The sequence below is a fragment of the Mesorhizobium hunchu genome (assembly GCF_040081975.1).
GTDB classification, from domain to species: domain Bacteria; phylum Pseudomonadota; class Alphaproteobacteria; order Rhizobiales; family Rhizobiaceae; genus Mesorhizobium; species Mesorhizobium hunchu.
Genome location: NZ_JBEBMG010000009.1, coordinates 114,888 through 136,250, shown reverse-complemented (window position 1 = coordinate 136,250; position 21,363 = coordinate 114,888). Strand labels below are relative to the sequence as shown.

Below are 21,363 nucleotides of genomic sequence, written 5' to 3'. Positions count from 1 at the left end.
TCGGCAACGACATCGCCGCTGGCGGCCGTCGTCATGGGCGTGACGGGCAGCGGCAAGACCGCGCTCGGGCACGCGCTGGCCGAACGCCTCGACGCGGTTTTCATCGAAGGCGACGACCTGCATCCCGCCGACAACGTCGCGCGCATGGCGCGTGGCGAACCGCTGACCGACGATCTGCGGGCCGGGTGGCTCGATGCCATCGGCCGCGCAATCGCCAACGAGATCGACGGCGGCCGCAGCGTCGTCGCCACCTGCTCCGCGCTCAAGCGCGCATATCGGGACCGGCTGCGCGGCTTCAGCCCCGACATTGTCTTCCTCTACCTGAAGATCGATCCCGTCACCGCGCGCGCGCGCGTCGCGACGCGTCGCGATCACTTCATGCCGGCGAGCCTGGTGGAAAGCCAGTTCGCCATATTGGAGGAGCCGGCGCCCGCCGAACAGGCTGAAACGCTGGATGCGACGCTGGCGGTCGATACGCTGGAAGAAACAGCCCGAAAGCGCCTGAGCCAGCCATGATGATCTTCACCGTCATCTTGCCCTGATCTGTCGGCAAGCCGGTTTCTTCTGTGGGCCGGTGTCGATCGAACAAATCAAGCCGATTTCATTGGCTATTTGTTAAGCAAGGGCTTCTTCCACTTTTCGTTTACCAAGCGAATTAACGCAACCGAAATCGGTCTCGCACATGATCGGCCCACGGTTCGAAAAGAAACCGGCTTTCGAAAGTCACACTGGGCAAACAAGGAACATCATCATGACGAAGCTTCTCTCGCGTTTCTACAAGGACGAGTCCGGCGCCACCGCCATCGAGTACGGCCTGATCGCCGCGCTGATCGCGCTTGCCATCATCGTCGGCGCCGGCGCGCTCGGCAATGCACTGAACTCCAAGTTCAACGCGATCGCCACCAAGCTGAACGCCGTGCCTAACCCCACCTAATCTGGCGCCACCGCGTCACGAATACGGGAAGAGGGGCTGCCTCGGGTGGCCCCTCTTGCTTTTTTCGCTTTCGCAAACCACATGTCGATCTGGTTGACGTGTCGGACAACCCTATATTGTGGGCATGAGTGCGAGATCGATCTTTTATTTCGACCCAGCCAGAATGGCAGCCGTCGCCACGGTTGCATTGGCGCTTCTGTCGGCACAGTCGGCCGACGCCGATATATTGCCGCCGCGGACCGGTTCCTCCACGCTGAACAACGCTGGACAACTACGAGCGCTGGAGAACAGAATTCAGCGGCAACAGTACCAGCAGCAGCAGCAGCAATACCGTGACCAGGACCGCAGCGCGGTGCCGCTGAACCGGCAGACGCCGCAGGTTCCCGTCATGAAGCCGAACTGCCAGATCCGGATCTACGGAAACAGGACGATTCGCGATTGCCGCTGAGCGATCGTCGCTGCCTTACAGTTCGCGCCGGATTTTACCTTCGAGATCGCCTGTTCGGCATGGTCCCCTTAAACGGGTGTCGCTTTCCGGACGACGGGCCCTTGGCTCTTTGCAATTATTAGCCGTCTATGTTCTTAAGACGATCGAGAGACATCCGTGCGACCCCGAATCAACGAACCGGAAATCATGGCTGCGACGAAGAAGGAAGCCTTGCGCAAGGCAAAGAAAGGCGAACGGGTGCGCCAGGTGGCGGCCATTCCCTTTCGCCTGACGCAAGACGGTGGACTTGAGGTGATGCTGGTGACCTCGCGCGAGACAAGACGATTCATCGTGCCCAAGGGCTGGCCGATGAAAGGGAAGAGCGGGCGCAAGGCGGCGACCATCGAGGCGGAAGAAGAGGCAGGGGTTGTCGGCAAAACCCTGAAGGAGCCGGCGGGGACCTATTCCTACTGGAAGCGCCTCGCGGCCCGGTTCGTGCGGGTGGACGTGACCGTCTATCTCCTTGCGGTAAGTGAAGAGCGCGCGGACTGGCGGGAACGCGGCTCGCGGCAGCGCTCCTGGCTCTCGCCCGCCGACGCGGCCCTGCTGATCGACGAGCCGGAACTGGCGACACTGGTGGCCGCTCTGGAGGCGCCGGCCGAACTGTAGAGGCCGGCGACCCATAGCCGCCACCGCCTCGACGAGCGGTCAGGCCGCGAAGCGCTGTGCGTCGGAACCGTAATAGGCGACGTAGCGGCTGGCGATCTCGCTGACCGGCAGGACCACGAAGACGTCGACCGTCGAAAACTCATGATCGATTACGCAGCCGTCACCGATCCGGGCGCCCACGCGAAGATATCCCTTGACCAGCGGCGGCATGGCGGCGATCGCCGCCTTGGCGCTGACCGCCTCGATCGGCATCAGGTCCATCGGGCAATAGCGGCCCGGCACGGCCCGGATGTCCCAGGCCGCATCGGTGCGGCAATGATGCGCCAGATAGGTCAACGCCTCGGCATGAGCGGCAGGGTCGGTGCCCCGGAACGAGGCGCAGCCCGTCATGACGCCGATCCCGTGGTGGTTGATGTAGGCCCAGATGCCTTGCCAAAGGACCTCGATGGTGCGTTTCGACCTATAATCGGCCAAAACGCAGGAACGGCCGAGCTCAAGGAAACGAAGGCCCGGATGGCGCGCCACGAGGCCCTGAAGATCGAACTCGTCCTCGGAATAGAAGCCTCCGGAGGCGGCAGCCTTTTCCTGACGCAGGAGCCTGTACGTCCCGACGATCCGCTTGTGCGCCGGGCCGGATCGGCCCGTATCCACGACGAGAAGATGGTCGCAGGCGGCATCGAAACGGTCGGCGTCGCGCCGGTCCAGCGCATCCGCGCGCCCCTTGCCCGCCCCGAGTTCATCATAGAAGACGCGGTAACGCACTTCCTGCGCAGCGGCTATCTCATCCTCGTTGCACGCCAGACGGACTTCGAGAGAACCGATCCGGCCCAGGGCGGCTCCGTCCATGATGTCGTGCGCTCCGATGCCCGGAACGCCCCTTTCAGCATTGGTCCGGGCTTCGGCGGTTCGAACTTCGGCCGGCGGCATGTCTGCATGCACGAGCGATTCTCCTTCGAGCCATCCCTCTTGGCGCGGGGATACAGTTTGGGTGCAACAGGACTGTGACAGTACTGTGATAACAAAGGGGGAGCAATGGCGCAGGCAGTTTTGTCGCTGCCGAACAGCGTCGCGATCAGATGGCGACCTGTTCCTGGACCGCCTGCACTAGCATTTCGGGATCCAGCGGCTTGGTGACGAAACCGGTGGCGCCATGCGCCAGCACGGCATGGCGGGTGCGCTCCTGGCTGTCGGCCGAAAGCACCATGATGGGCAGCGGCGCGACGCCCGTTTCCTCTTCGTGCCGACGGATCGCCGCAATGGCGTCCATGCCGTCCATGAGTGGCATATGCAGGTCCATCAGCACGACGTCGTAGCGGCGGCGATGTCCGGCCTCGACGACCGCCTCGACGGCTGCCTTGCCGTTGCCGACGACCTCGACCCGGTGTCCGGCTTTCTGCAGCGTGGCGCGCGCCAGCATCGCATTGATGTCGTTGTCCTCGGCGATAAGCACCGACAGGCCGGGGTGCCGAGACAAGACCGGCTCCGCGGGCTCCAGCGGCAGCGGGACCGGAGACGGCGCCTTCATGCTGCCGCGGCTAGCCATCAGCACGCGCAACAACGTTTCGCCGCGCACAGGTCGCGCCAAAAACGTTGCATAGCCGTTTGCGCGGAATTCGCCGAGCATGCCGCGGTCCGCCGGCGCAATGAGCGTGATCGCCTCGCAAGCCGGAAATCCGTTGCCACGCAGATATTGAAGCGTCCGGCCGTCGACCTGTTCCATCGCGGCATCGACCAGAAGGGCGTCGCATCCTTGCGCGAATGCCGTCGCCTGTCCTGCCGATTGCGCGATGTCGGCACGGCCCCCATGCGCGCATATGGTCGCGGCGATGGCTTCGGCCTCGACCGCGTTCGCCGAAACGATGACCGCGCGATAGCCGGCAAGCAGATCTTCCCGGTTCGACGGCGCGTCGACGGCTGTCGTGGCCGGCACCTCCAGGACGAATTCCGCTCCCTCTCCCGGCCGGCTCGACGCTGACAGCGTGCCGTCCATCGCCTCGGCAAGCCGGCGGGAAATGGCCAGTCCCAGGCCCGCGCCTCCATGCCTGCGCGTTGACGTGCCGTCGGCCTGCTCGAATTCCTCGAAAATGCGTTTCATGTCGGCCTCGGCGAGGCCGGAGCCGGTATCCTTCACCGAGAAGCGCAGGCGATCCACCGGTTGTGCACCTATCCGCTGGATGGCCACAAGGACGCCGCCGAGATCGGTGAACTTGATGGCGTTGCCGATCAGGTTGAGCAATATCTGCCTTATCCGGCCGGGATCGGCCGTAATGAGCTGCGGCACGTCGGGGGCGACCTGGCAGCCAAGGCCAATCCCCTTGGCGAATGCGCGTGCAGCGAGAAGTTCCACCACATTGTCGGCGATCTCGCGCGGCGACATGGGCTGCGGCTCGGGATCGAACCGCCCCGCCTCGATCTTGGAATAGTCGAGCAGGTCCTCGATCAGCGCGAGCAGCGCGCTTGCCGAGGTCGAGATCGCGCCGACATAGGTGCGCTGCTCGGGTGAGAGGCTGGTGTCGGCAAGCAGCTTGGCCATGCCCATGATGCCGTTCATGGGCGTGCGGATCTCGTGGCTGACGGTGGCCAGGAAGCGGGACTTGGCGCGGCTGGCGAATTCCGCCCGCTCGCGCGCCGTGATGAGCGAGGTTTCCGCCTGCTTTCGCGCCGTGATGTCACGCGCGATCGCCCGATGGGAGACGGCGCCCGTTTCCTCGTCGCGGATCGACAGCTCTATCCAGGAGAACCAGCGCTGGACGCCCCCGTTGCGGAAGACGACATCCGTGGACGACAGGCAATCATGGCCGAAGAACGCGGCGTCCGGCACCACCCCCACTTCGATGCCGAGCTCGGTCAACGTCTTGCCGGCGAGATCGCGGGGATCATGTCCCACAAGGTCTGCAAACACCTGATTGGCATAGACGATGCGGCCGTCCCGGTCGCGATGCACGACGATGTCGCCAAGCGCGTCGATGAGGCCGCGAAAGCGTTCCTCGCTTTCCCGCATCTCCCACATGCGGTCGGCCAGAGTCTCGATCTCGACGCGGCTGCGGGCTGCAGTATCGTCCAGGAGCGACGCCGCCCGCCGCTCGGCGTTCCTGGCACGAAAATACGCGCCCAGTCCGGCCGCACCGAGTGCCAGAAGGCAGACAGGGATGAAAAGCGGCGCTTTCGTCAGATAGGACAGCCCGGCGAGCACCAGCGTCGCGACGAAAACGAGAAAAGGAAGCCCCTCGCGCTTTTGCGGAACCAGGTCGGGAGACAATGGCGGAGGCGAGATATAGGAACGCTGGGCCGCCGGCTGTTCCTCCACAGGAGCGCCCTTCGGTCTTTCCGGTTCTGCCAAGGCGGATTCCGCACCCATGCAGCGGTCATGCCACAGACAGATTATGGAAGATTTCGGCGGTTCGTTCGAATTTTACCGAACCGGCGGGTTTGCGGCCCTTTGCCTCCCCTACCGGAAAGAGGAAAACCTACATGTCGACGACCACCCGGCCGCGTATCTTGCCATCCACGATGTCGTGCGCCGCTCCGACGATGTCGTCGAAACCGATTGTGCGTGACAGTTTGCCGAGCTTTTCGAGGTCCAGATTCTCGCCGATCCGCCGCCATGCCTCAAGACGCAACGCCTTCGGCGCCATCACCGAATCGATGCCGAGCAGGGAGACGCCGCGCAGGATGAACGGCGCGACGCTTGCCGGCAGATCCATGCCGCCGGCGAGTCCACAGGCCGCCACGGCTCCGCCATAGGCGCTCATGGACAGGACGTTGGCCAGCGTGGTCGAGCCGACGGAATCGATCCCGCCCGCCCAGCGCTCCTTTGCCAGGGGTTTCATCGGTCCGGTCAACTCGTCGCGTGCGATGACCTCGGCAGCGCCAAGATCGATCAAATAGGGGCTTTCCTTGCCACGGCCCGTCGAGGCAACGACGTGATACCCCAGCCCGGACAGGATCGACACGGCGACGGAACCGACGCCGCCGGCAGCACCCGTCACGATCACCGGGCCGCGATCCGGAGCGATGCCGTGCCGCTCCAGCGCGATGACCGACAGCATCGCCGTGTAGCCGGCGGTGCCGACCGCCATCGCGTCGTGCGCGCTCATGCCGTCGGGCAGCGGCACCAGCCAGTCGCCCTTGACGCGCGCGCGCCCGGCATAGGCGCCGTAATGGGTCTCGCCGACACCCCAGCCATTGAGGATAACTTGGTCGCCCTTACGCCAGTCGGGATGGTCGGAAGCGATTACCGTGCCGGCGAAGTCGATGCCGGGAACCAGCGGCCAGCGGCGCACGACCGGCGCCTTGCCGGTGATGGCCAGACCGTCCTTGTAGTTGACCGTCGTCGCCTCGATCGCGACGGTGACGTCACCCTCCATCAGATCGGCGTCGGTCAGGTCGACGACATCGACCGACTGCCGCTTGTCCTCGTCGCGGGAAACCAGGATCGCCTTGAAACTGTCGGACATCGTTCCTCCTTGCGGTGACTGTCAACCTTGCGGCGCGGCCGCGACGCGGTCAATCGTTCGAAGGTCGGGGGTCGGTCCGGCCGAAACCCAGCAGTTCGTCGAGGATCACCAGGCCGGCGCCGATTGTGATGAAGGCGTCGGCCAGATTGAACACGGCGAAGGACCAGACCGGCGTGTGGAACAGGATGTAGTCGATGACATGCCCATAGGCGGCCCGGTCGATCAGATTGCCGACGGCGCCGCCGACAATCAGCGCGAAGCCGGCCCGCGCCATGATCTGACGCGGCTGCGTGCGCAGGGCAAGATAAAGCACGAAAGCGGCCACGGCGATCGAAACGGCGATCAGCCCCGCCGCGCCCAGAAAGGCGAACATGGAAAAGGCGATGCCGGTGTTGTAGGTGCGGTAGAGCGCCAGGAACGGCAGAACCTCGACCGGCTGGTGCATGGTCAGGCCCGTTTCCACCAGATGCTTGATCCACTGGTCGAGCGCCACGGCCACGACAATCAGCAGGACATAGGGCGCGAGCGACTTCAGCTTCACGATCGGCCTTCCAGTTTCAGCGCCGAGCGGCGGATCTCGTAGAGCATCACGCCGGTGGCGACCGCAAGGTTTAGCGAATCGGCCCGGCCGGCCTGCGGAATGCGCAGCAGGCGGTCGCAATTTGCAGCAAGATCTTCGGGCAGTCCCTGCTGCTCGTTGCCCATGACAAGCAGGACCGGCTTGCCAGCGAAATCCACTGATCGGTAATCCACGGCACCTTTAAGATGCGTGCCGACGACAAGGCCGGAAAAGGAGCCTCGCCAGGCAAGGAAGGCTTCGAGGCTCGCCTTCGCCACAGGCACGGCGAAGATCGAGCCCATGGTGGCGCGCACGGTCTCGACCGCGAACGGGTCGGTGGTGTCGCCGACGAGGATCACGCCTCTGGCGCCGACCGCATCCACCGTGCGGATGACCGTGCCCAGATTGCCGGGGTCGCGCACCCTGTCGAGCGCCACCCAGACGTCGCCGTCCGTCGGGCGGATATCCTTGAGCGACATGGTTTTCTGGGCGAAGACGCCGACGACCATCTGCGGATTGTCGCGCCGCGTGATCGCCGACAGCACCTTTTCAGACACTTCCAGAACTGTGCCGCCCGCAGCCACCGTCCGCGCCGCCGCCTTTTCCACGGCGGCGTTGCCGCGGCCCGCCTTCGCGAAGACGAGCGTGCGGATCAGCCAGCCAAGGTCGAGCGCGTCGATCACCAGTTTCAGGCCTTCGGCCATGAAGGCATTCTGCTGGTCGCGGAATTTCTTCAGCGCCAGCGCCTTGATGTCCTTGACCAGCGGGTTCGCGAGGCTGGTGACCTCCTTCACCTGCCCGACGCGGGGATGCCTTTCGGGCGTGTTCATGAAGCAACCCATCGCGAAAACAGGGAGGTCGAAAGCGCGCGGCCGGCGGACTGCTCGCGGATGATGAGTTCGCCCGATTCGACCCGTCCGCCCATACCGGCGAAGCTGTCGCGCATCAGGGCATGAATGGCAAAGAAGGAAGCGCGGATCGAGTAGGCCGTCAAAACGACGGCGAGCGGGCGGGGCGACAGGATGGAGCGGCAAAGCTCCACCATCGCGGGCAGGCCCTCGAACAATTGCCAGACCTCGCCTTTCGGGCCGCGGCCATAGGCAGGCGGATCGAGCAGGACGATATCGTAGCGGTTGCCGCGCCGCGCCTCGCGCTCGACGAATTTCATGGCGTCCTCGACGATCCAGCGGATCGGCCTGTCCGCCAGCCGCGCCACTTCCTGGTTCTCCCGCGCCCACTGAACCGCCCTCTTCGAGGCATCGACATGGGTGACTTCCGCCCCCGCCTTCGCCGCGACCAGCGAGGCAAGCCCTGTATAGCCGAACAGGTTGAGCACCCGGACCGGCCGCCGGGCCGCCTCGATCAGGCCGGCCATATGGTCCCAATGGGACGCCTGCTCTGGGAATACGCCGACATGGCGAAAGGAGGTGAAGCGGCCGAGATAATCGACGGCGCCATGCCTCATCGGCCAGGTCTCGCCGAGCGGCGAGCCCGGAAAGCGCCAGCGGCCCATGCCTTCCTCGTCGGTGTCGCCGGTGAAGACCGCGTCGGCCTTGCGCCACTCCTTTTCGGGCAGCGCCGGCCGCCAGATCGCCTGGCCTTCCGGCCGCTCGATCCTGTAGGGGCCGTATTGCTCGAGCTTGCGCCCGTCGCCGCTGTCGAGCAGGGCATATTCGGCGTTTGGCAGCACTTCGAGGATCAGCGGCAGGTGTTCCGCCGGCAAGGCGCCTTCGCGGCGCGGCGGCCGGATCCCACCCGGGTCTTCCCGCTCCGCGGGCTTCTGCCGTTTCCCGTCCTCGGGGCGCTGCCGATCCTGACGCGGATGCGGCGCTTCGTCCGCCGGCCGCCTGGACGCGGAGCGCTCTGTGCGATGATCGCGGCGTCTGTCGCGGGGCGGTTTCAAGAGGCCGGCAAGCTCCGGAAAGGATCGCGCCGCTTCTGCCACAGCGCGCCGATGCGCGCAACAAAGGCATCCACTCTGGACAGGACGCGCTTTCCCGAAGCCATGTCAGCGCCTATCCTCCCCGGCAACGCTCTTGACAGCAACGCCATGTCCCGTTCCGAACGCCTGCTCGATCTCGTCCAGACGCTGCGCCGGCACCGCCGCCCGGTGAGCGGTCGCGCGCTGGCAGGGGAACTCGGCGTTTCGATCCGCACGCTCTACCGCGACATCGCCACCCTGCAGGGCCAAGGTGCGCCGATCGAAGGGGAAGCCGGCGTGGGCTATATGCTCAAGCCTGGCTTCTTCCTGCCGCCGCTGATGCTCGACGACGAGCAGATCGAGGCGCTGGTGCTCGGCGCGCGCTGGGTCGCCAAGCAGCCCGACCGGCGGCTGGCCGAGGCGGCGATCGACCTTTTGGCCAAGGTCGCGGCGGTGCTGCCGCAGGATTTGCGCGAGATGCTCGACGCTACGTCGCTGCTGGCCGGACCGCGCCTCGTCCAGGCCGAAGCGATCGACCTCGGCGTCGTGCGCGAGGCGATCCGGCACGAACGCAAGCTCGGCTTTGACTACACGGACGCCAACGGGGCGGTGTCGCGGCGCCTCGTCTGGCCCTTCGCGCTCGGCTTCTTCGACAAGACGCGGGTGCTGGCGGCCTGGTGCGAAACGCGCAAGGATTTCCGCCACTTTCGCGCCGACCGCATCTCTGCGATGGTGCTGACGGAGTCGCGTTATCCGCGCCGCCGTCAGGCTTTGCTGAAGGATTGGCGGCGGAACATGGATATTCCCTCCCCTGCCTAGCGAATGCTGCCAGAATCTGACAGCAGCCGGTTCTATGGTCCCCGTATCGCAACCGGAGACCACATCCATGCACACACCGAATTTCGTTATCCTCTATGTCGACAAGCCGCTCGAAAGCGCGGCGTTCTACACCGCCCTGCTCGGCCGCGAGCCCGTCGAGGCCTCGCCGGGCTTCGTTCTCTTCGCGCTCGACAAGGGTTTCAGGCTCGGCCTGTGGCTGCGACAGGCGGTAGAACCCGCCGCGACGGACAAGGGCGGCGGCGCGGAGATCGTGTTCGCGCTGGACGCGCCTGAGGCCGTCGACGCGATCCATGCGGCGTGGGCGGCGCGCGGCCTGCCGATCGCGCAGGCGCCCGCCAACGTGGATTTCGGACGCACCTTCGTCGCGCTGGACCCGGACGGGCATCGCCTGCGCGTCTACTGGCCGAACGACTCGCAGGCGCGGCCGGCATGACCGCTCGGTGGCTCGCCGTCGCGTCGGCCGAGCATGTGCGGCGAGGCCGGCAGGGCGGCTTCATGCAGGTCAATCACGGCAAGGCCGCGCCGCTCAGGCGCATCAAGCCGGGCGACTTCGTCGTCTACTATTCGCCCAGCACCGTGATCGGAAAGAAGGACGGGCTGCAGTCCTTCACCGCCATCGGCGTCGTCCGTGCCGGCGAACCGTACCAGGGCGAGATGGGTGGCGGCTTCACGCCGTTCCGGCGCGACGTCGATTGGTCGGACAGCAGGGAAGTGGCGATCGCACCGCTTCTCGACCGGCTAGACCTAACGGCCGGCCGCGCAAACTGGGGCTATCAGCTTCGTTTCGGGCTATTGCCGCTCAGCGCGCACGATCTTCGCCTGATCGCGGAGGCGATGGGGACGGACACGACGCCTAGAGGCGATGCTGCCTGAGCGAACGGTAGACCGCGATGCCGGCTGCCAGGTCTTCGAGGGCCGCGCCGACGGATTTGAACAGGGTGATCTCGTCGGCGCTTTCACGGCCCTTTTTCTCGCCGCGCGTCAGTTCGGCGAGATCGGCCACGATCGCTTCCGGCTTCAGAACGCCCGAAGCGAGCGGCTGGACGATATCGCCGGCTTCCTTGGTCGCGCCGGCGCGGGTGTCGACATAGACGCGCGCACGACTGATCGCCTCGTCGTCGGCCTCGCGCATGTCCGGCGTGAAGCCGCCCACCAGATCGACATGGGCGCCGGGCTTCAGCCGCGCGCCCTTCACCAGCGGCGTCGTCGAGATGGTGGCCGACGAGACGATATCCGCCTCGGCGAGTTCGGCGTCGAGATCTTGTGCGGCCTCGGCGGGCAGCCCCTTCGCGACCAGGTCGGCGACCACCTTCTCGGCGTTGGCGGGCGTGCGGTTCCAGATCCGGATCGTCTTCAGGGGGCGCACCGCGGCGTGCGCCTGGGCAAGAAAGGGCGAGAGCGCGCCGGCGCCGATCACCAGCAGCCGTTCGGCATCCGCGCGCGCCAGATAAGAAGCGGCGAGCGCGGAGGCGCAGGCGGTGCGCCATTGCGTCAGCCGCTGGCCGTCGATCAGCGCCTGCGGCTCGCCCGTGCGTCCGTCGAGAAGCAGATAGAGGCCCATCACCGCCGGCTTGCCAATGGCGTTGTTGTCCGGCGAGACGGTGACGATCTTGACGCCGATGTGCCCGTCCTTCGAGGTGCCGGCCGCGTTGAAGTCCGTCCAGGCGGGCATCAGAAGTAGGGTCGAGGCGGCACCGTCGGGCTTCTCCACCCCATGATGATGCCGAACCGGCTGCACAGCCCCGTCGCGAAAGGCGGCGCGGAGCGTTTCGACCAGTCCGGAAAAGGTCAGTGCGCGGTCGACGTCGTCGGCCGATAGATGAAGCATGGGAAACCTTTCCTGCCGCCTTGCAGGGCGGCTCTCAGCTTGACGGTCCGGGCAGCGCCGGTCCCTGCGGCACGCGCGTCGCCGCGGCCTGCCGCAATCCTTCGGCCTCGATGCGGCGCTGCCGCGCGAGCTTGCGGTAGCGGCCCTGACGAATCCAGGTCACGACCGCTCCGACGACCATGCCGATCGCCAGCGCCACGAACAGGAAGATGAAGAAGGGCAGGCTGACGGTGAGCGAAGGATTGCCCGGATTGAACGGATCGACGGTGAACGCCACCATCTCGCGGTTCGCCACCGCCAGCGCGATCAGGATGACGGCCAGCGGCACGAAGACAACGATGAGAACGAAACGGTTGAACATGACGTCGCCTTCGAAGTTCGGGATCAGGCGCTTTTGCCCCCGTTCAGCCTTTCCCGCAATTCCTTGCCGGTCTTGAAGAACGGCACCCACTTTTCCTCGACCTCGACGGACTCGCCCGTGCGGGGATTGCGGCCCACGCGCGCCGGCCGGTTCTTCACCGAAAAAGCGCCGAATCCGCGCAATTCGACGCGATTTCCCTCGGCGAGAGCGTCGGTGATTTCGTCGAAGATGGCGCCGACGATGTTCTCGACATCGCGCAAAAACAGATGCGGGTTGCGCGCGGCGATGATTTGCACAAGCTCGGACTTGATCATGCGGAGTGTCCCCGAAAAACTCGAATTATAAGAATGATTTTATTTGCTTTTTCGCATGGGAGGCAGCGGGGTTCAAGGGTGCCAGACCGAGACGAGACCGTCAAGGAACAAGCGGTCCGCGCCAAGCCGGTCGAGAACGTCGCCGCTGTTCTCAGGCAATCCGAGCAGTCGGCTGGCGGTGCGTACCAGGGCTTTCGAGAACAGCCAGCCGCCGTGTCCGCCGGTGTCCTTCCATTCCACGACCTTCAGCTTGGTGTCCACGCCCTTCGTGCCGAGCCATGCGACCGCCTCGTCCTCACCGCCGACCTCGTCGATCAGGCCATTCGTGACGGCCTGCCGGCCGGTGAAGATCGAGCCGTCCGCCAGGGCCAGAACCTGGGGCTTCGTCATCGCACGCCGATCGGCGACGATGCCGACGAACCAGTCGTAGCTGTCCATGATGAGCTTGCGCACCATGGCGCGTTCCTCGTCCGTCGTCGGGTTGAACGGCGACGGCTCGGCCTTCAGCGGCGCGGACTTCACCTCTTCCAGCTTGACGCCGATCTTGTCCATCAGGCCGGTCACGTCGGGATACTGGATCAGCACGCCGATCGAGCCGACGATGGAGGACTTGCGCGCCACGATATGATCGGCGGCGCTGGCGATCATGTAACCCGCCGAAGCGGCCAGTGTGCCCACCTGGGCGACAACCGGCTTATCGCCGGCCAGCTTGCGCACCTCGTCGAAGGTCGCCTCGCCGCCGGCCGTCGTGCCGCCGGGCGAATCGACGGCGAGGATGACGCCCTTGACGCGCGGCGACTTGCGGATCTTCTCGAGCCGCTCGATCAGCTCGTCGTCCTCGGTGATCGTGCCGTCGATGCGGACCTTGGCGATGTGATCGACGGCCGCGCCGCCGAATTCATCGCCGTAGAGCCAGGCCGAAATCGCCACCAGGGCGAGCGCGATGACGGCGATGGCCGCGACGCGCCAGAAGGTCAGCTTGCGCCGCAGCCGGCGGCGGTCGATCAGGTCGTCGGCTCTGGAAATCATCGTCCCGGTTCCGTGTGCTGGCCTCGTTCTTAAAGCAAGGGTGCGGCCACTTCCACCGCTTTCGGCCCCGTGCGCCGTCACACGATGTTGTTTCCATCGGAAACATAAGGTTGTGCGCCGCAACAACGTTGAGACACATTTTTGCGGTTTTAACCGGTTTGTGCTTGCTTGAGCACAGGATCGTTACGACTTATAGGCCAGGATCAGCCAAAGGGTTCGCCATCCGCAATGCTCGCGCCAGCGACAGATCCCACTGCATCGGACGAAACGGCCGCCGCGAAGGCGGACGTTTCGCCTTCGCGCGCGCGCGCCTTCGGTAACGCGCAGCGTCATTCGCGGCGCGTGCGTCTGCTGAAATTCGCGCTGCCCCTCGCCGCGGCGCTGATCGCCGTCGCCTTTCCGCTCTATTCCTACCTGATGGCGCCCGTGTCGATCGCCGTCAATGCCGACAGTTCCGCTCTCACCGACGGCAAGCTGGTGATGGCCAACCCCAAGCTGCAGGGCCTCACCAAGCAGAACCTGCCCTACTCCATGATCGCCAAGCGCGCGGTGCAGGACATAACGAAACAGGGCCTGATCGAACTGGAAGGCATCGACGCCACGCTGCCCCTGAACGCCGATCTGAGCGCCAAGGTCGAGGCCGCGCGCGGGCTCTACAATCGCGACAGCAACACGCTCGAGCTTTCGCAGGACGTTACCGTCACCACCTCCGACGGCATGGTGGCCAAATTCAAATCGGCCTTCCTCGACATGGGCAAAGGCATTATGAAGACGGATGACCCGGTCGAGATCACCCGCGACGGGTCGCGCATCGCCTCCGACACGATGAACGTCGAGAACAACGGCAAGACGCTCATATTCGAGAAGCGCGTGCGGGTGAACATCGATCCGGCCAGTCTGAAGACGGCCGACAACGCGAACGGAGCGGCCCATGCAGCCCAGTAGGCAGCCCAGTAACTGGAAACAGCTTGCAGCCGCCGCTTGCGGCGCGTTTCTTCTCGCCGCCGCGCCCGCCGCGGCGCAATCGGGCGGCGCCAGCGCGACCGGCCTGAAGCTGTCCAGCGACAAGCCCATCCAGATCGAAAGCGACAAGCTCGAGGTCCATCAGGACCAGAATGTCGCGATCTTCACCGGCAATGTCAGCGTCGTGCAGGGCCCCACGCTGCTCAAGGCAGGCACGATGAAGGTCTACTACGTCAAGAAGGAAAAGGCCGATGGCGCGGACGCATCACCGACCTCGGCCATGACCGGCTCGTCCGACATCGATCACATAGAGGTCAACGACAAGGTCTATATCAAGTCCGACGATCAGGTCGCGACCGGCGACAAGGGCACGTTCGACATGAAGACCGAGGTCCTGGTGCTGTCGGGCGACAAGGTCGTGCTGACGCAGGGGCCGAACGTGCTGGTCGGCTGCAAGCTGACGGTGCAGATGAAGACGGGGTTGGGGCAGGTCGAAGGCTGTGGCGGACGGGTTCAGATGTCGCTGACCCCGGATTCGCAGAAAAAGAAACCCTGAACCCGGCATGCTGCAGTTCCTGAAACGAACCGCCGACAAGCCGGCGGCACCGGCTGCTCTTACCGGAGATCGCGCCGGCAAGCTCAAGGGCACGCTGATCGCCCGTGGCCTGACCAAGAGCTACAAGGGCCGCACCGTGGTCAACGGCGTCTCGCTCGGCGTGCGCTCGGGCGAGGCCGTCGGCCTGCTCGGGCCGAACGGCGCCGGCAAGACGACCTGCTTCTACATGGTGACGGGGCTGGTTCCCGTCGATCAGGGCGCGATCGAGATCGACGGCTACGACGTCACCTCCATGCCGATGTACCGGCGCGCGCGCCTCGGCATCGGCTACCTGCCGCAGGAAGCATCCATTTTCCGGGGCCTGAGCGTGGAACAGAACATCCGCGCAGTGCTCGAAGTGGTGGAAAAAAGCCGCAAGGAGCGCGAGAAGAGCCTCGATTCCCTGCTTGACGAGTTTCATATCAGCCATCTGCGCAAGGCGCCGTCCATGTCGCTGTCGGGCGGCGAGCGCCGCCGCCTGGAGATCGCCCGGGCGCTCGCCAGCAAGCCGGCCTACATGCTGCTGGACGAGCCTTTCGCCGGCATCGACCCGATCGCGGTCGCCGACATCCAGCAACTGGTGCGCCACCTGACGGCGCGCGGCATCGGTGTGCTGATCACCGATCACAATGTGCGCGAGACGCTGGGCCTCATCGACCGCGCCTATATCATCCATGCCGGCGAGGTGCTGACCCACGGCCGGGCCGAGGAAGTCGTCGCCAATGCGGACGTACGCCGGCTCTATCTCGGCGAAGGCTTCACCCTCTAGCCGCATCCGCTTGCAGCGGCGCGCCTCAGCCCGGACTCGACTTCAAGGCCGGCATCGGCGCCGCCGATAACCGGACGCTAACGTCGCCGCGCTATGCGTCGCCTTGACAAGCAAAAGACGGGCCAGTTTCATGCTGGCGCATTCTTCGGCAAACGAGGCTACCGGACAGAGTATGGCGCTTTCCGCCAAACTGCAGCTCAGGCAATCCCAGTCGCTGGTGATGACGCCGCAACTGATGCAGTCGATCAGGCTGCTGCAGTTCACCCATGCCGAGCTGGAGCACTTCATCGACGAGGAGATCGAGCGCAATCCCCTGCTCGAGCGCGCCGATCCGCAGGAGGACGCAGCCAGCGACCTGGCCCGCAAGTCCGATGCGACCACCACTGATGAAGACTGGAACGACCAGTCGCACGCCTGGAGCGCAGAAGCGATCTCGGACAAGCTCGATTCCTCGCTGGAAAACCTGTTCCCGGACGACCCGGGCCGGTCGGACAGGCTCGGCCCCGACCTGTCGGCACAGTGGAAATCGGCTTCCGGCAGCGGCATGGGCGGATCCGATAGCTTCGATATGGAAGACATGGCCGCTGCCCGAGAGACGCTGCGCGACCATGTCGGCGAGCAGATCGCGCTGACCTTCGCCGATCCCGCGGCGCGGCTGATCGCTGCCGAACTGACCGACGGGCTGGACGAGGCAGGGTATCTGCGCATGGAGGCTGCGGAGGTCGCCGAACGGCTCGGCGCCGATGCGGCCACGGTCGAGGCCGTCCTGGCGAAATGCCAGACCTTCGATCCCGTCGGCATATTCGCTAGAGACCTTGCCGAATGCCTTTCCCTGCAACTGGCGGCGCGCGACCGGCTCGATCCGGCCATGCGGGCGCTGCTCGCCAATCTCGCCCTTCTGGCGCGTCGCGATTTCGCGACCCTCAAGCGGCTTTGCGGCGTGGACGAGGAGGACCTCCTCGACATGATGGGCGAGATACGCGCGCTCGACCCGCGCCCCGGAACCGCTTTTTCCGGCGGCGTCAGCGACGCGATCGTCGCGGATGTGGAGGTGCGGCCCGCCAGCGACGGCACCTGGGCGGTGGAACTCAATTCCGACACGCTGCCGCGCGTGCTGGTCGATCATATCTACTACGCCCAGGTATCGGGCCATGCGAAAGACCAGGCCGAGAGGGACTTCCTGTCCGAATGCCTGCAGAATGCCAACTGGCTGACCCGCAGCCTCGACCAGCGCGCCAGGACCATCCTCAAAGTCGCGTCCGAGATCGTGCGCCAGCAGGACGCCTTCCTTGTCCACGGCGTGCGCCATCTGAAGCCGCTGAACCTGCGCACGGTAGCCGATGCGATCGGCATGCATGAATCGACGGTGAGCCGGGTCACCGCCAACAAATACATGCTGACCCCGCGCGGCGTCTTTGAACTGCGCTATTTCTTCACCGCCGCCATCGCTTCTGCCGAAGGCGGCGAAGCCCATTCGGCGGAAGCCGTGCGCGACCGCATCCGGCAATTGGTCGACGAGGAAAAGCCGCAGGACATCCTCTCGGACGACGCCATCGTCGATCTGCTCAAGGCAAGCGGGGTTGATATCGCCCGCCGCACGGTGGCCAAGTACCGCGAAGCCATGAATATTCCCTCTTCCGTGCAGCGGCGACGCGAGAAACGCGCGCGCGCACATGCCGCCGACGCGTGATTCCCCATTCTTTCCACAACCGCCGCGTTTCGTTGACAAGCCGGGGGGAAGTGGGTAGAAGCCCGCCCGCATGAGACGGGCCGATGCCCGCTACGCACGATCCGTCCGATTGTCGGCCGCTTGCGGAAGGAGACGGAAGTGGCGGACATTGAACGGACAGTCGGGAATCTTGAACGTAAAAATCGGCGCGAAAACCGCCCCGCGGCTTGTGCGGGCGGGCCACGAGTATAAACTCCCGGCAGTGTGAAGCCTGGGCAGGAAAGGTCAGTTTCGAATGACTCTGCGCATATCGGGAAAGCACATGGATGTGGGCGACGCCTTTCGCGTCCGCATCGATGAGCGGATCGGCGACGCAGTCGGAAAATATTTCGATCGCGGCTTTTCGGGACATGTCACCCTCATCAAATCGGGATCGCGCTACACGGCCGACTGCATGGTCCGTCTGGATTCCGGCACATCCCTGCAGGCTACCGGAGACGCACAGGATCCGACGCAGGCCTTCGAAACCGCCGCCGACCGCCTGGAAACCCGGCTGAGGCGCTACAACCGGCGCATGAAATCGCATGGCACCGCCGGCAACGGCGAGGTCCTCGACATCGCCTATGCGGTCATGGAGCCGCTCGCAGACGACGAGGAAGACGTTCCCCAGAACTACGCTCCCGCCATCGTGGCTGAATCGACAGTGGCACTGAGGACGATGTCGGTCGCTTCCGCGGTCATCGAGCTGGATACCAAGGACAGCCCCGTGCTGGTTTTCCGCAATGCGGGGAACGAGCACCTGAACATCGTCTATCGACGTCCGGACGGCAATATCGGCTGGATAGACCCCTCGACCAGCAAGGTCGCCCAGGGCTGAGAGCCGGCCACCGCCACTCGTTCGGCGACGGCAGGCGAAAAAAGGGATTTTCAAATGGATTTGAGCGATCTGATCGACGTTCCGGCGATCATGCCGGCGTTGAAGGCCAACTCAAAGAAACAGCTGCTTCAATTGCTCGCGGAGCGCGCCGCAGCCATTTCCGGCATTCCCGAGCGGGAAGTGTTCGACACCATTCTTCAGCGCGAACGGCTGGGATCGACGGGCGTGGGCAACGGCATTGCCATTCCACACGGCAAGCTTGCGGGGGCGAAGCATATCACCGGCGTTTTCGCCAGGCTCGAGACCCCCGTGGATTTCGAGGCGCTCGACGACCAGCCGGTCGATCTCGTCTTTCTTCTGCTGGCTCCGGAGGGAGCCGGAGCGGATCACCTCAAGGCGCTGTCGCGTATCGCGCGCGTGCTGCGCGACGCGGACACGGTCGCCAAGGTCAGAGGCGCCCGCGACGCGACGGCCATCCATGCGCTGCTGTCGCAGACGCCGGCTTCGCACGCGGCGTGACAACGCTCTTTTTCGTGATGATTGTCGACAGGGCCGCCCGCGAGGCGGCCCGTTTCGTTTCAGACTCCGGCGTCGCCCTCAGTGCAGGGCGACGGTGACGAGATCGTTCTCCATCGCGCCGGCCAGCGCGCGGTCGCGCGCGTCGGAGAGCAGGATCGGCTCGCCATTGGCGCCGAACAGCGCCCACAGTTCCAGGCCGGGCGTGATTTCCGACAAGCCGGGGAAGCGGCCGCGTAAATCGTCGCTCGAAACCTTCCTGACATATGCGACCGAGCCTTCGCCGAGATGGGCGAGCTCGCCGCTGGTCATGATCTGGTCGTTTTCAATTCTGGTCATTTCAGCCTCCTTTCAGCGGAGCCCCCGAAAGAGCAGTTCCGCATGAGAGCCATCGGCAAGACTCAGTCTTTCACCGATATGTTTATTTTCCGTACCAGCCGTTCGGCCTCCGGGCGGTCAAGATCCACCGAGAGGAGCCCGTTCTTCAGCTCCGCTCCGATCACGCGCATCCCGTCTGCCAGGACGAAACAGCGCTGGAACTGCCGCGCCGCGATGCCGCGATGCAGGTATTCGCGCTCCGTATCGTCGTTCTGCCGGCCACGGACCACCAACTGGTTCTCTTCGGTGGTGATCTCCAGGTCCGATTCGGCGAACCCCGCCATGGCGAGGGTTATCCTCAACCGCTCGGCGCTGCCCTCGGTTCCGGGCAGACGCTCGATATTGTAAGGGGGGTAGCCGTCGCCGGACTTGGCCAGACGCTCCAGCGTCTTCTCCATCGTGTCGAAACCCAGCAGAAGCGGGCTGGAAAACGGCGTCATGCGTGACATGTTGCTGCGTCCTCTTGAGAGCGACATCAACCGGAAAAACCCGACTGGCATTTTTCCCGTTGGTGTTGATATGGTCCGTCGCGCGGACGAGTTCAAGCCTCAATCGTTTGCCTTCCGCCCGAGCGCCTCGCCCCAAAAAGACTGCCAGAACAAGGAAATGTGAATGCCCATCCCCCGCAGGATCATCATCGACACGGACCCGGGCCAGGACGACGCCGTCGCCATATTGCTCGCGCTCGGCAGTCCCGAGCTCGAAATCGTCGGCATCACGGCCGTCGCCGGCAACGTGCCGCTCGGCCTCACCGAGAAGAACGCCCGCAAGATCTGCGAACTGGCCGGACGGCCCGACATCAAGGTCTATCCCGGCGCGGTCCGGCCGCTGGTGCGTCGCCCGGTGACGGCCGAGCACGTTCACGGCAAGACCGGGCTGGACGGCCCTTCGCTGCCCGAGCCGACGATGCCGCTTCAAGAGCAGCATGCCGTCGACTTCATCGTCGAGACCGTGATGAACGAGGAAAGCGGCTCGATCACGCTCTGCCCGCTCGGCCCGCTGACCAACATCGCGCTCGCCCTCAACCGCGAGCCGCGCATCGCCCCTCGCATCCGCGAGATCGTCCTGATGGGCGGCGGCTTCTTCGAGGGCGGCAACGTCACGCCAACGGCCGAGTTCAACATCTATGTCGATCCGCACGCCGCGGACGTGGTGTTCCATTCCGGCATTCCGATCGTCGTGATGCCGCTCGACGTCACCCACAAGGCGCTGACGACGGCGAAACGCGTCCAGGCCTTCCGCGCCCTCGGCAGCAAGGTCGGCGAAGCCGCCGCGGCGCTGCTCGATTTCTTCGAACGGTTCGACGAGGAGAAATACGGCACCGACGGCGGGCCGCTGCACGACCCCTGCGTCATCGCCTACCTGCTCAGGCCGGAGCTTTTCAACGGCCGCCAGTGCAATGTCGCCGTCGAAATCGCCTCGGAACTGACGATGGGCATGACGGTGGTCGACTGGTGGGGCGTCACCGACCGGCCGAAAAACGCGCTCGTCATGCGCGACATCGACGCCGACGGTTTCTTCGCGCTGCTGACGGAGCGGCTGGGACGGCTGTAGCCGCGCTCCCTCAAGCCAAGGCGGTCAGCCCAGAGAATTTCCGGCGGCACGGCCGCCTTCCCTGACCACTCTCCTCAAGCGAAGAAACTCACTTCGCCCTGGAAAAGGCCAGCCAGACGCCGCCGCCGATCAAGAAGCTGCCGCTCAACCGGGACAACAGCCTGATCCTGCCGGCGGTGAGCATGCGTCCGGCGCGGCCGGCGGCGACCGCATAAGCCGAATCCGACATGGCCGCTAAGACAAGCGCGGTGCTGCCCATGATGACGATCTGCAGCGCGTGGTTGCTGGCGGGATCGAGGAACTGCGGAATGAAGGCGCCGAAGAAGATCAGCGTCTTGGGATTGCTCAGCGCCACCATCAAGCCCTGCAGGAAGAAGCCGCCGCGCGGTCTGCGCGCGGTGCCGTCGGCGTTCAGCGCGCCCCTGGAGCGCCACATCTGCACGCCGATGTAGATCAGATAGGCCGCGCCAAGCAGACGCACCCATTCGAACCAGTGGCCCATCGCCTCGATCGCCGAGGTGAGCCCGACGCCGACGATGCCGATCATGATTGCGATGCCTGCCTGCGTGCCAGCCACGTTGGCGAGCCCGGCGCGCGTGCCGTGACGGATCGAATTGGCGACGATCAGGGTCACCGTGGGGCCGGGCACCAGGATGATGACGATGCAGGCGGCCAGATAGGCCGCATAGACCGAAAGCGACAT

Annotated in this window: 28 protein-coding genes; 15 read left to right on the top strand and 13 right to left on the bottom strand. The window is 65.1% G+C overall.

Features of this window, described 5'->3' with window-relative positions:
- The first annotated feature begins 33 nt into the window (after positions 1-33).
- The 4 genes from ABMA46_RS16400 (at position 34) to ABMA46_RS16385 (ending at position 2,030) form a co-directional block, all read left to right on the top strand.
- Entirely contained in the window at positions 34-516 is a 483-nt protein-coding gene (locus tag ABMA46_RS16400) for a gluconokinase (protein ID WP_349000935.1), read from the top strand.
- Between the two features lie 235 nt (positions 517-751).
- Positions 752-934, top strand: coding sequence for a Flp family type IVb pilin (locus ABMA46_RS16395; RefSeq protein ID WP_349000934.1), 183 nt, complete (start codon positions 752-754; stop codon positions 932-934).
- A 163-nt stretch (positions 935-1,097) separates the two neighbouring features.
- On the top strand, positions 1,098-1,382 hold the full coding sequence (locus tag ABMA46_RS16390; protein ID WP_349000932.1) for a hypothetical protein: 285 nt from the start codon (positions 1,098-1,100) through the stop codon (positions 1,380-1,382).
- 186 nt (positions 1,383-1,568) lie between these two features.
- Positions 1,569-2,030 carry an NUDIX hydrolase gene (locus tag ABMA46_RS16385; protein ID WP_349000930.1) on the top strand — a complete coding sequence of 154 codons (462 nt, stop codon included), beginning with the start codon at positions 1,569-1,571 and terminating at the stop codon, positions 2,028-2,030.
- Positions 2,031-2,069: 39 nt separating this feature from the next.
- On the opposite strand, the gene olsB is transcribed toward ABMA46_RS16385, so the two are convergent.
- From olsB to ABMA46_RS16355, 6 genes are all read right to left on the bottom strand, one after another.
- Positions 2,070-2,876, bottom strand: a complete 807-nt coding sequence (gene olsB / locus ABMA46_RS16380; protein ID WP_349000929.1) for a l-ornithine N(alpha)-acyltransferase — start codon at positions 2,874-2,876, stop codon at positions 2,070-2,072.
- 226 nt (positions 2,877-3,102) lie between these two features.
- Positions 3,103-5,388 (bottom strand): PAS domain-containing hybrid sensor histidine kinase/response regulator, encoded by a 2,286-nt coding sequence (locus ABMA46_RS16375; protein ID WP_425475761.1) that lies wholly within the window; start codon positions 5,386-5,388, stop codon positions 3,103-3,105.
- A 109-nt stretch (positions 5,389-5,497) separates the two neighbouring features.
- Positions 5,498-6,487: an acrylyl-CoA reductase (NADPH) gene (gene acuI / locus ABMA46_RS16370; protein ID WP_349000926.1), complete on the bottom strand. Its 990-nt coding sequence runs from the start codon at positions 6,485-6,487 to the stop codon at positions 5,498-5,500.
- A gap of 49 nt (positions 6,488-6,536) precedes the next feature.
- Positions 6,537-7,022 carry a signal peptidase II gene (gene lspA, locus ABMA46_RS16365; RefSeq protein ID WP_349000967.1) on the bottom strand — a complete coding sequence of 162 codons (486 nt, stop codon included), beginning with the start codon at positions 7,020-7,022 and terminating at the stop codon, positions 6,537-6,539.
- A gap of 2 nt (positions 7,023-7,024) precedes the next feature.
- Complete coding sequence (locus tag ABMA46_RS16360; RefSeq protein WP_349000924.1) at positions 7,025-7,876, bottom strand: TrmH family RNA methyltransferase; 852 nt, start codon at positions 7,874-7,876, stop codon at positions 7,025-7,027.
- Positions 7,873-8,949 (bottom strand): RsmD family RNA methyltransferase, encoded by a 1,077-nt coding sequence (locus tag ABMA46_RS16355; RefSeq protein ID WP_349000922.1) that lies wholly within the window; start codon positions 8,947-8,949, stop codon positions 7,873-7,875. Before ABMA46_RS16355 ends, ABMA46_RS16360 begins: the two co-directional genes overlap by 4 nt.
- 147 nt (positions 8,950-9,096) lie before the next feature.
- Here ABMA46_RS16355 and ABMA46_RS16350 point away from each other — a divergent pair, with 147 nt between their 5' ends.
- From ABMA46_RS16350 to ABMA46_RS16340, 3 genes are all read left to right on the top strand, one after another.
- Entirely contained in the window at positions 9,097-9,786 is a 690-nt protein-coding gene (locus tag ABMA46_RS16350) for a helix-turn-helix transcriptional regulator (protein ID WP_349000920.1), read from the top strand.
- A gap of 67 nt (positions 9,787-9,853) precedes the next feature.
- Positions 9,854-10,240, top strand: coding sequence for a VOC family protein (locus ABMA46_RS16345; RefSeq protein ID WP_349000918.1), 387 nt, complete (start codon positions 9,854-9,856; stop codon positions 10,238-10,240).
- Positions 10,237-10,680, top strand: coding sequence for an EVE domain-containing protein (locus ABMA46_RS16340; RefSeq protein ID WP_349000917.1), 444 nt, complete (start codon positions 10,237-10,239; stop codon positions 10,678-10,680). Before ABMA46_RS16345 ends, ABMA46_RS16340 begins: the two co-directional genes overlap by 4 nt.
- Here the strand turns inward: ABMA46_RS16340 and lhpI are convergent.
- From lhpI to sppA, 4 genes are all read right to left on the bottom strand, one after another.
- Positions 10,661-11,635 (bottom strand): bifunctional Delta(1)-pyrroline-2-carboxylate/Delta(1)-piperideine-2-carboxylate reductase, encoded by a 975-nt coding sequence (gene lhpI, locus ABMA46_RS16335; protein ID WP_349000915.1) that lies wholly within the window; start codon positions 11,633-11,635, stop codon positions 10,661-10,663. The genes ABMA46_RS16340 and lhpI overlap by 20 nt on opposite strands.
- A 34-nt stretch (positions 11,636-11,669) precedes the next feature.
- A complete protein-coding gene (locus ABMA46_RS16330; RefSeq protein WP_349000913.1) occupies positions 11,670-11,996 on the bottom strand; it encodes a DUF1049 domain-containing protein in 327 nt (108 codons plus the stop codon).
- 23 nt (positions 11,997-12,019) lie between these two features.
- Positions 12,020-12,310 (bottom strand): integration host factor subunit beta, encoded by a 291-nt coding sequence (locus ABMA46_RS16325; protein WP_349000911.1) that lies wholly within the window; start codon positions 12,308-12,310, stop codon positions 12,020-12,022.
- 72 nt (positions 12,311-12,382) lie between these two features.
- Positions 12,383-13,339 carry a signal peptide peptidase SppA gene (gene sppA / locus ABMA46_RS16320; protein ID WP_349000909.1) on the bottom strand — a complete coding sequence of 319 codons (957 nt, stop codon included), beginning with the start codon at positions 13,337-13,339 and terminating at the stop codon, positions 12,383-12,385.
- A gap of 228 nt (positions 13,340-13,567) precedes the next feature.
- Between sppA and lptC the strand changes: the two genes are divergently transcribed.
- The 6 genes from lptC to ptsN all read left to right on the top strand — a co-directional run bounded on the left by lptC (position 13,568) and on the right by ptsN (position 18,731).
- Positions 13,568-14,284 carry an LPS export ABC transporter periplasmic protein LptC gene (gene lptC, locus ABMA46_RS16315; RefSeq protein ID WP_349000907.1) on the top strand — a complete coding sequence of 239 codons (717 nt, stop codon included), beginning with the start codon at positions 13,568-13,570 and terminating at the stop codon, positions 14,282-14,284.
- A complete protein-coding gene (locus ABMA46_RS16310; protein WP_349000905.1) occupies positions 14,271-14,858 on the top strand; it encodes an LptA/OstA family protein in 588 nt (195 codons plus the stop codon). Before lptC ends, ABMA46_RS16310 begins: the two co-directional genes overlap by 14 nt.
- Positions 14,859-14,865: 7 nt before the next feature.
- Complete coding sequence (gene lptB, locus ABMA46_RS16305) at positions 14,866-15,666, top strand: LPS export ABC transporter ATP-binding protein (RefSeq protein ID WP_349000904.1); 801 nt, start codon at positions 14,866-14,868, stop codon at positions 15,664-15,666.
- Between the two features lie 172 nt (positions 15,667-15,838).
- A complete protein-coding gene (gene rpoN / locus ABMA46_RS16300; RefSeq protein WP_349000903.1) occupies positions 15,839-17,356 on the top strand; it encodes an RNA polymerase factor sigma-54 in 1,518 nt (505 codons plus the stop codon).
- Positions 17,357-17,630: 274 nt separating this feature from the next.
- Positions 17,631-18,212 (top strand): ribosome hibernation-promoting factor, HPF/YfiA family, encoded by a 582-nt coding sequence (gene hpf / locus ABMA46_RS16295; RefSeq protein WP_349000901.1) that lies wholly within the window; start codon positions 17,631-17,633, stop codon positions 18,210-18,212.
- A gap of 54 nt (positions 18,213-18,266) precedes the next feature.
- Entirely contained in the window at positions 18,267-18,731 is a 465-nt protein-coding gene (gene ptsN / locus ABMA46_RS16290; RefSeq protein WP_349000899.1) for a PTS IIA-like nitrogen regulatory protein PtsN, read from the top strand.
- Positions 18,732-18,809: 78 nt separating this feature from the next.
- Here ptsN and ABMA46_RS16285 read toward each other — a convergent pair whose 3' ends face one another.
- A complete protein-coding gene (locus ABMA46_RS16285) occupies positions 18,810-19,067 on the bottom strand; it encodes a BQ00720 family protein (protein ID WP_349000897.1) in 258 nt (85 codons plus the stop codon).
- A 62-nt stretch (positions 19,068-19,129) separates the two neighbouring features.
- Positions 19,130-19,555, bottom strand: a complete 426-nt coding sequence (locus ABMA46_RS16280) for an Hsp20 family protein (RefSeq protein ID WP_349000895.1) — start codon at positions 19,553-19,555, stop codon at positions 19,130-19,132.
- Between ABMA46_RS16280 and ABMA46_RS16275 the strand changes: the two genes are divergently transcribed.
- Positions 19,545-19,718, top strand: coding sequence for a hypothetical protein (locus tag ABMA46_RS16275; RefSeq protein WP_349000894.1), 174 nt, complete (start codon positions 19,545-19,547; stop codon positions 19,716-19,718). The genes ABMA46_RS16280 and ABMA46_RS16275 overlap by 11 nt on opposite strands.
- The gene (locus tag ABMA46_RS16270) at positions 19,719-20,660 is read left to right on the top strand and encodes a nucleoside hydrolase (protein ID WP_349000892.1); all 942 of its coding nucleotides are present in this window, start codon (positions 19,719-19,721) and stop codon (positions 20,658-20,660) included. It begins immediately after the preceding gene.
- An 88-nt stretch (positions 20,661-20,748) separates the two neighbouring features.
- Here the strand turns inward: ABMA46_RS16270 and ABMA46_RS16265 are convergent, their stop codons facing one another.
- Positions 20,749-21,363 (bottom strand): LysE family translocator, encoded by a 615-nt coding sequence (locus tag ABMA46_RS16265; protein ID WP_349000890.1) that lies wholly within the window; start codon positions 21,361-21,363, stop codon positions 20,749-20,751.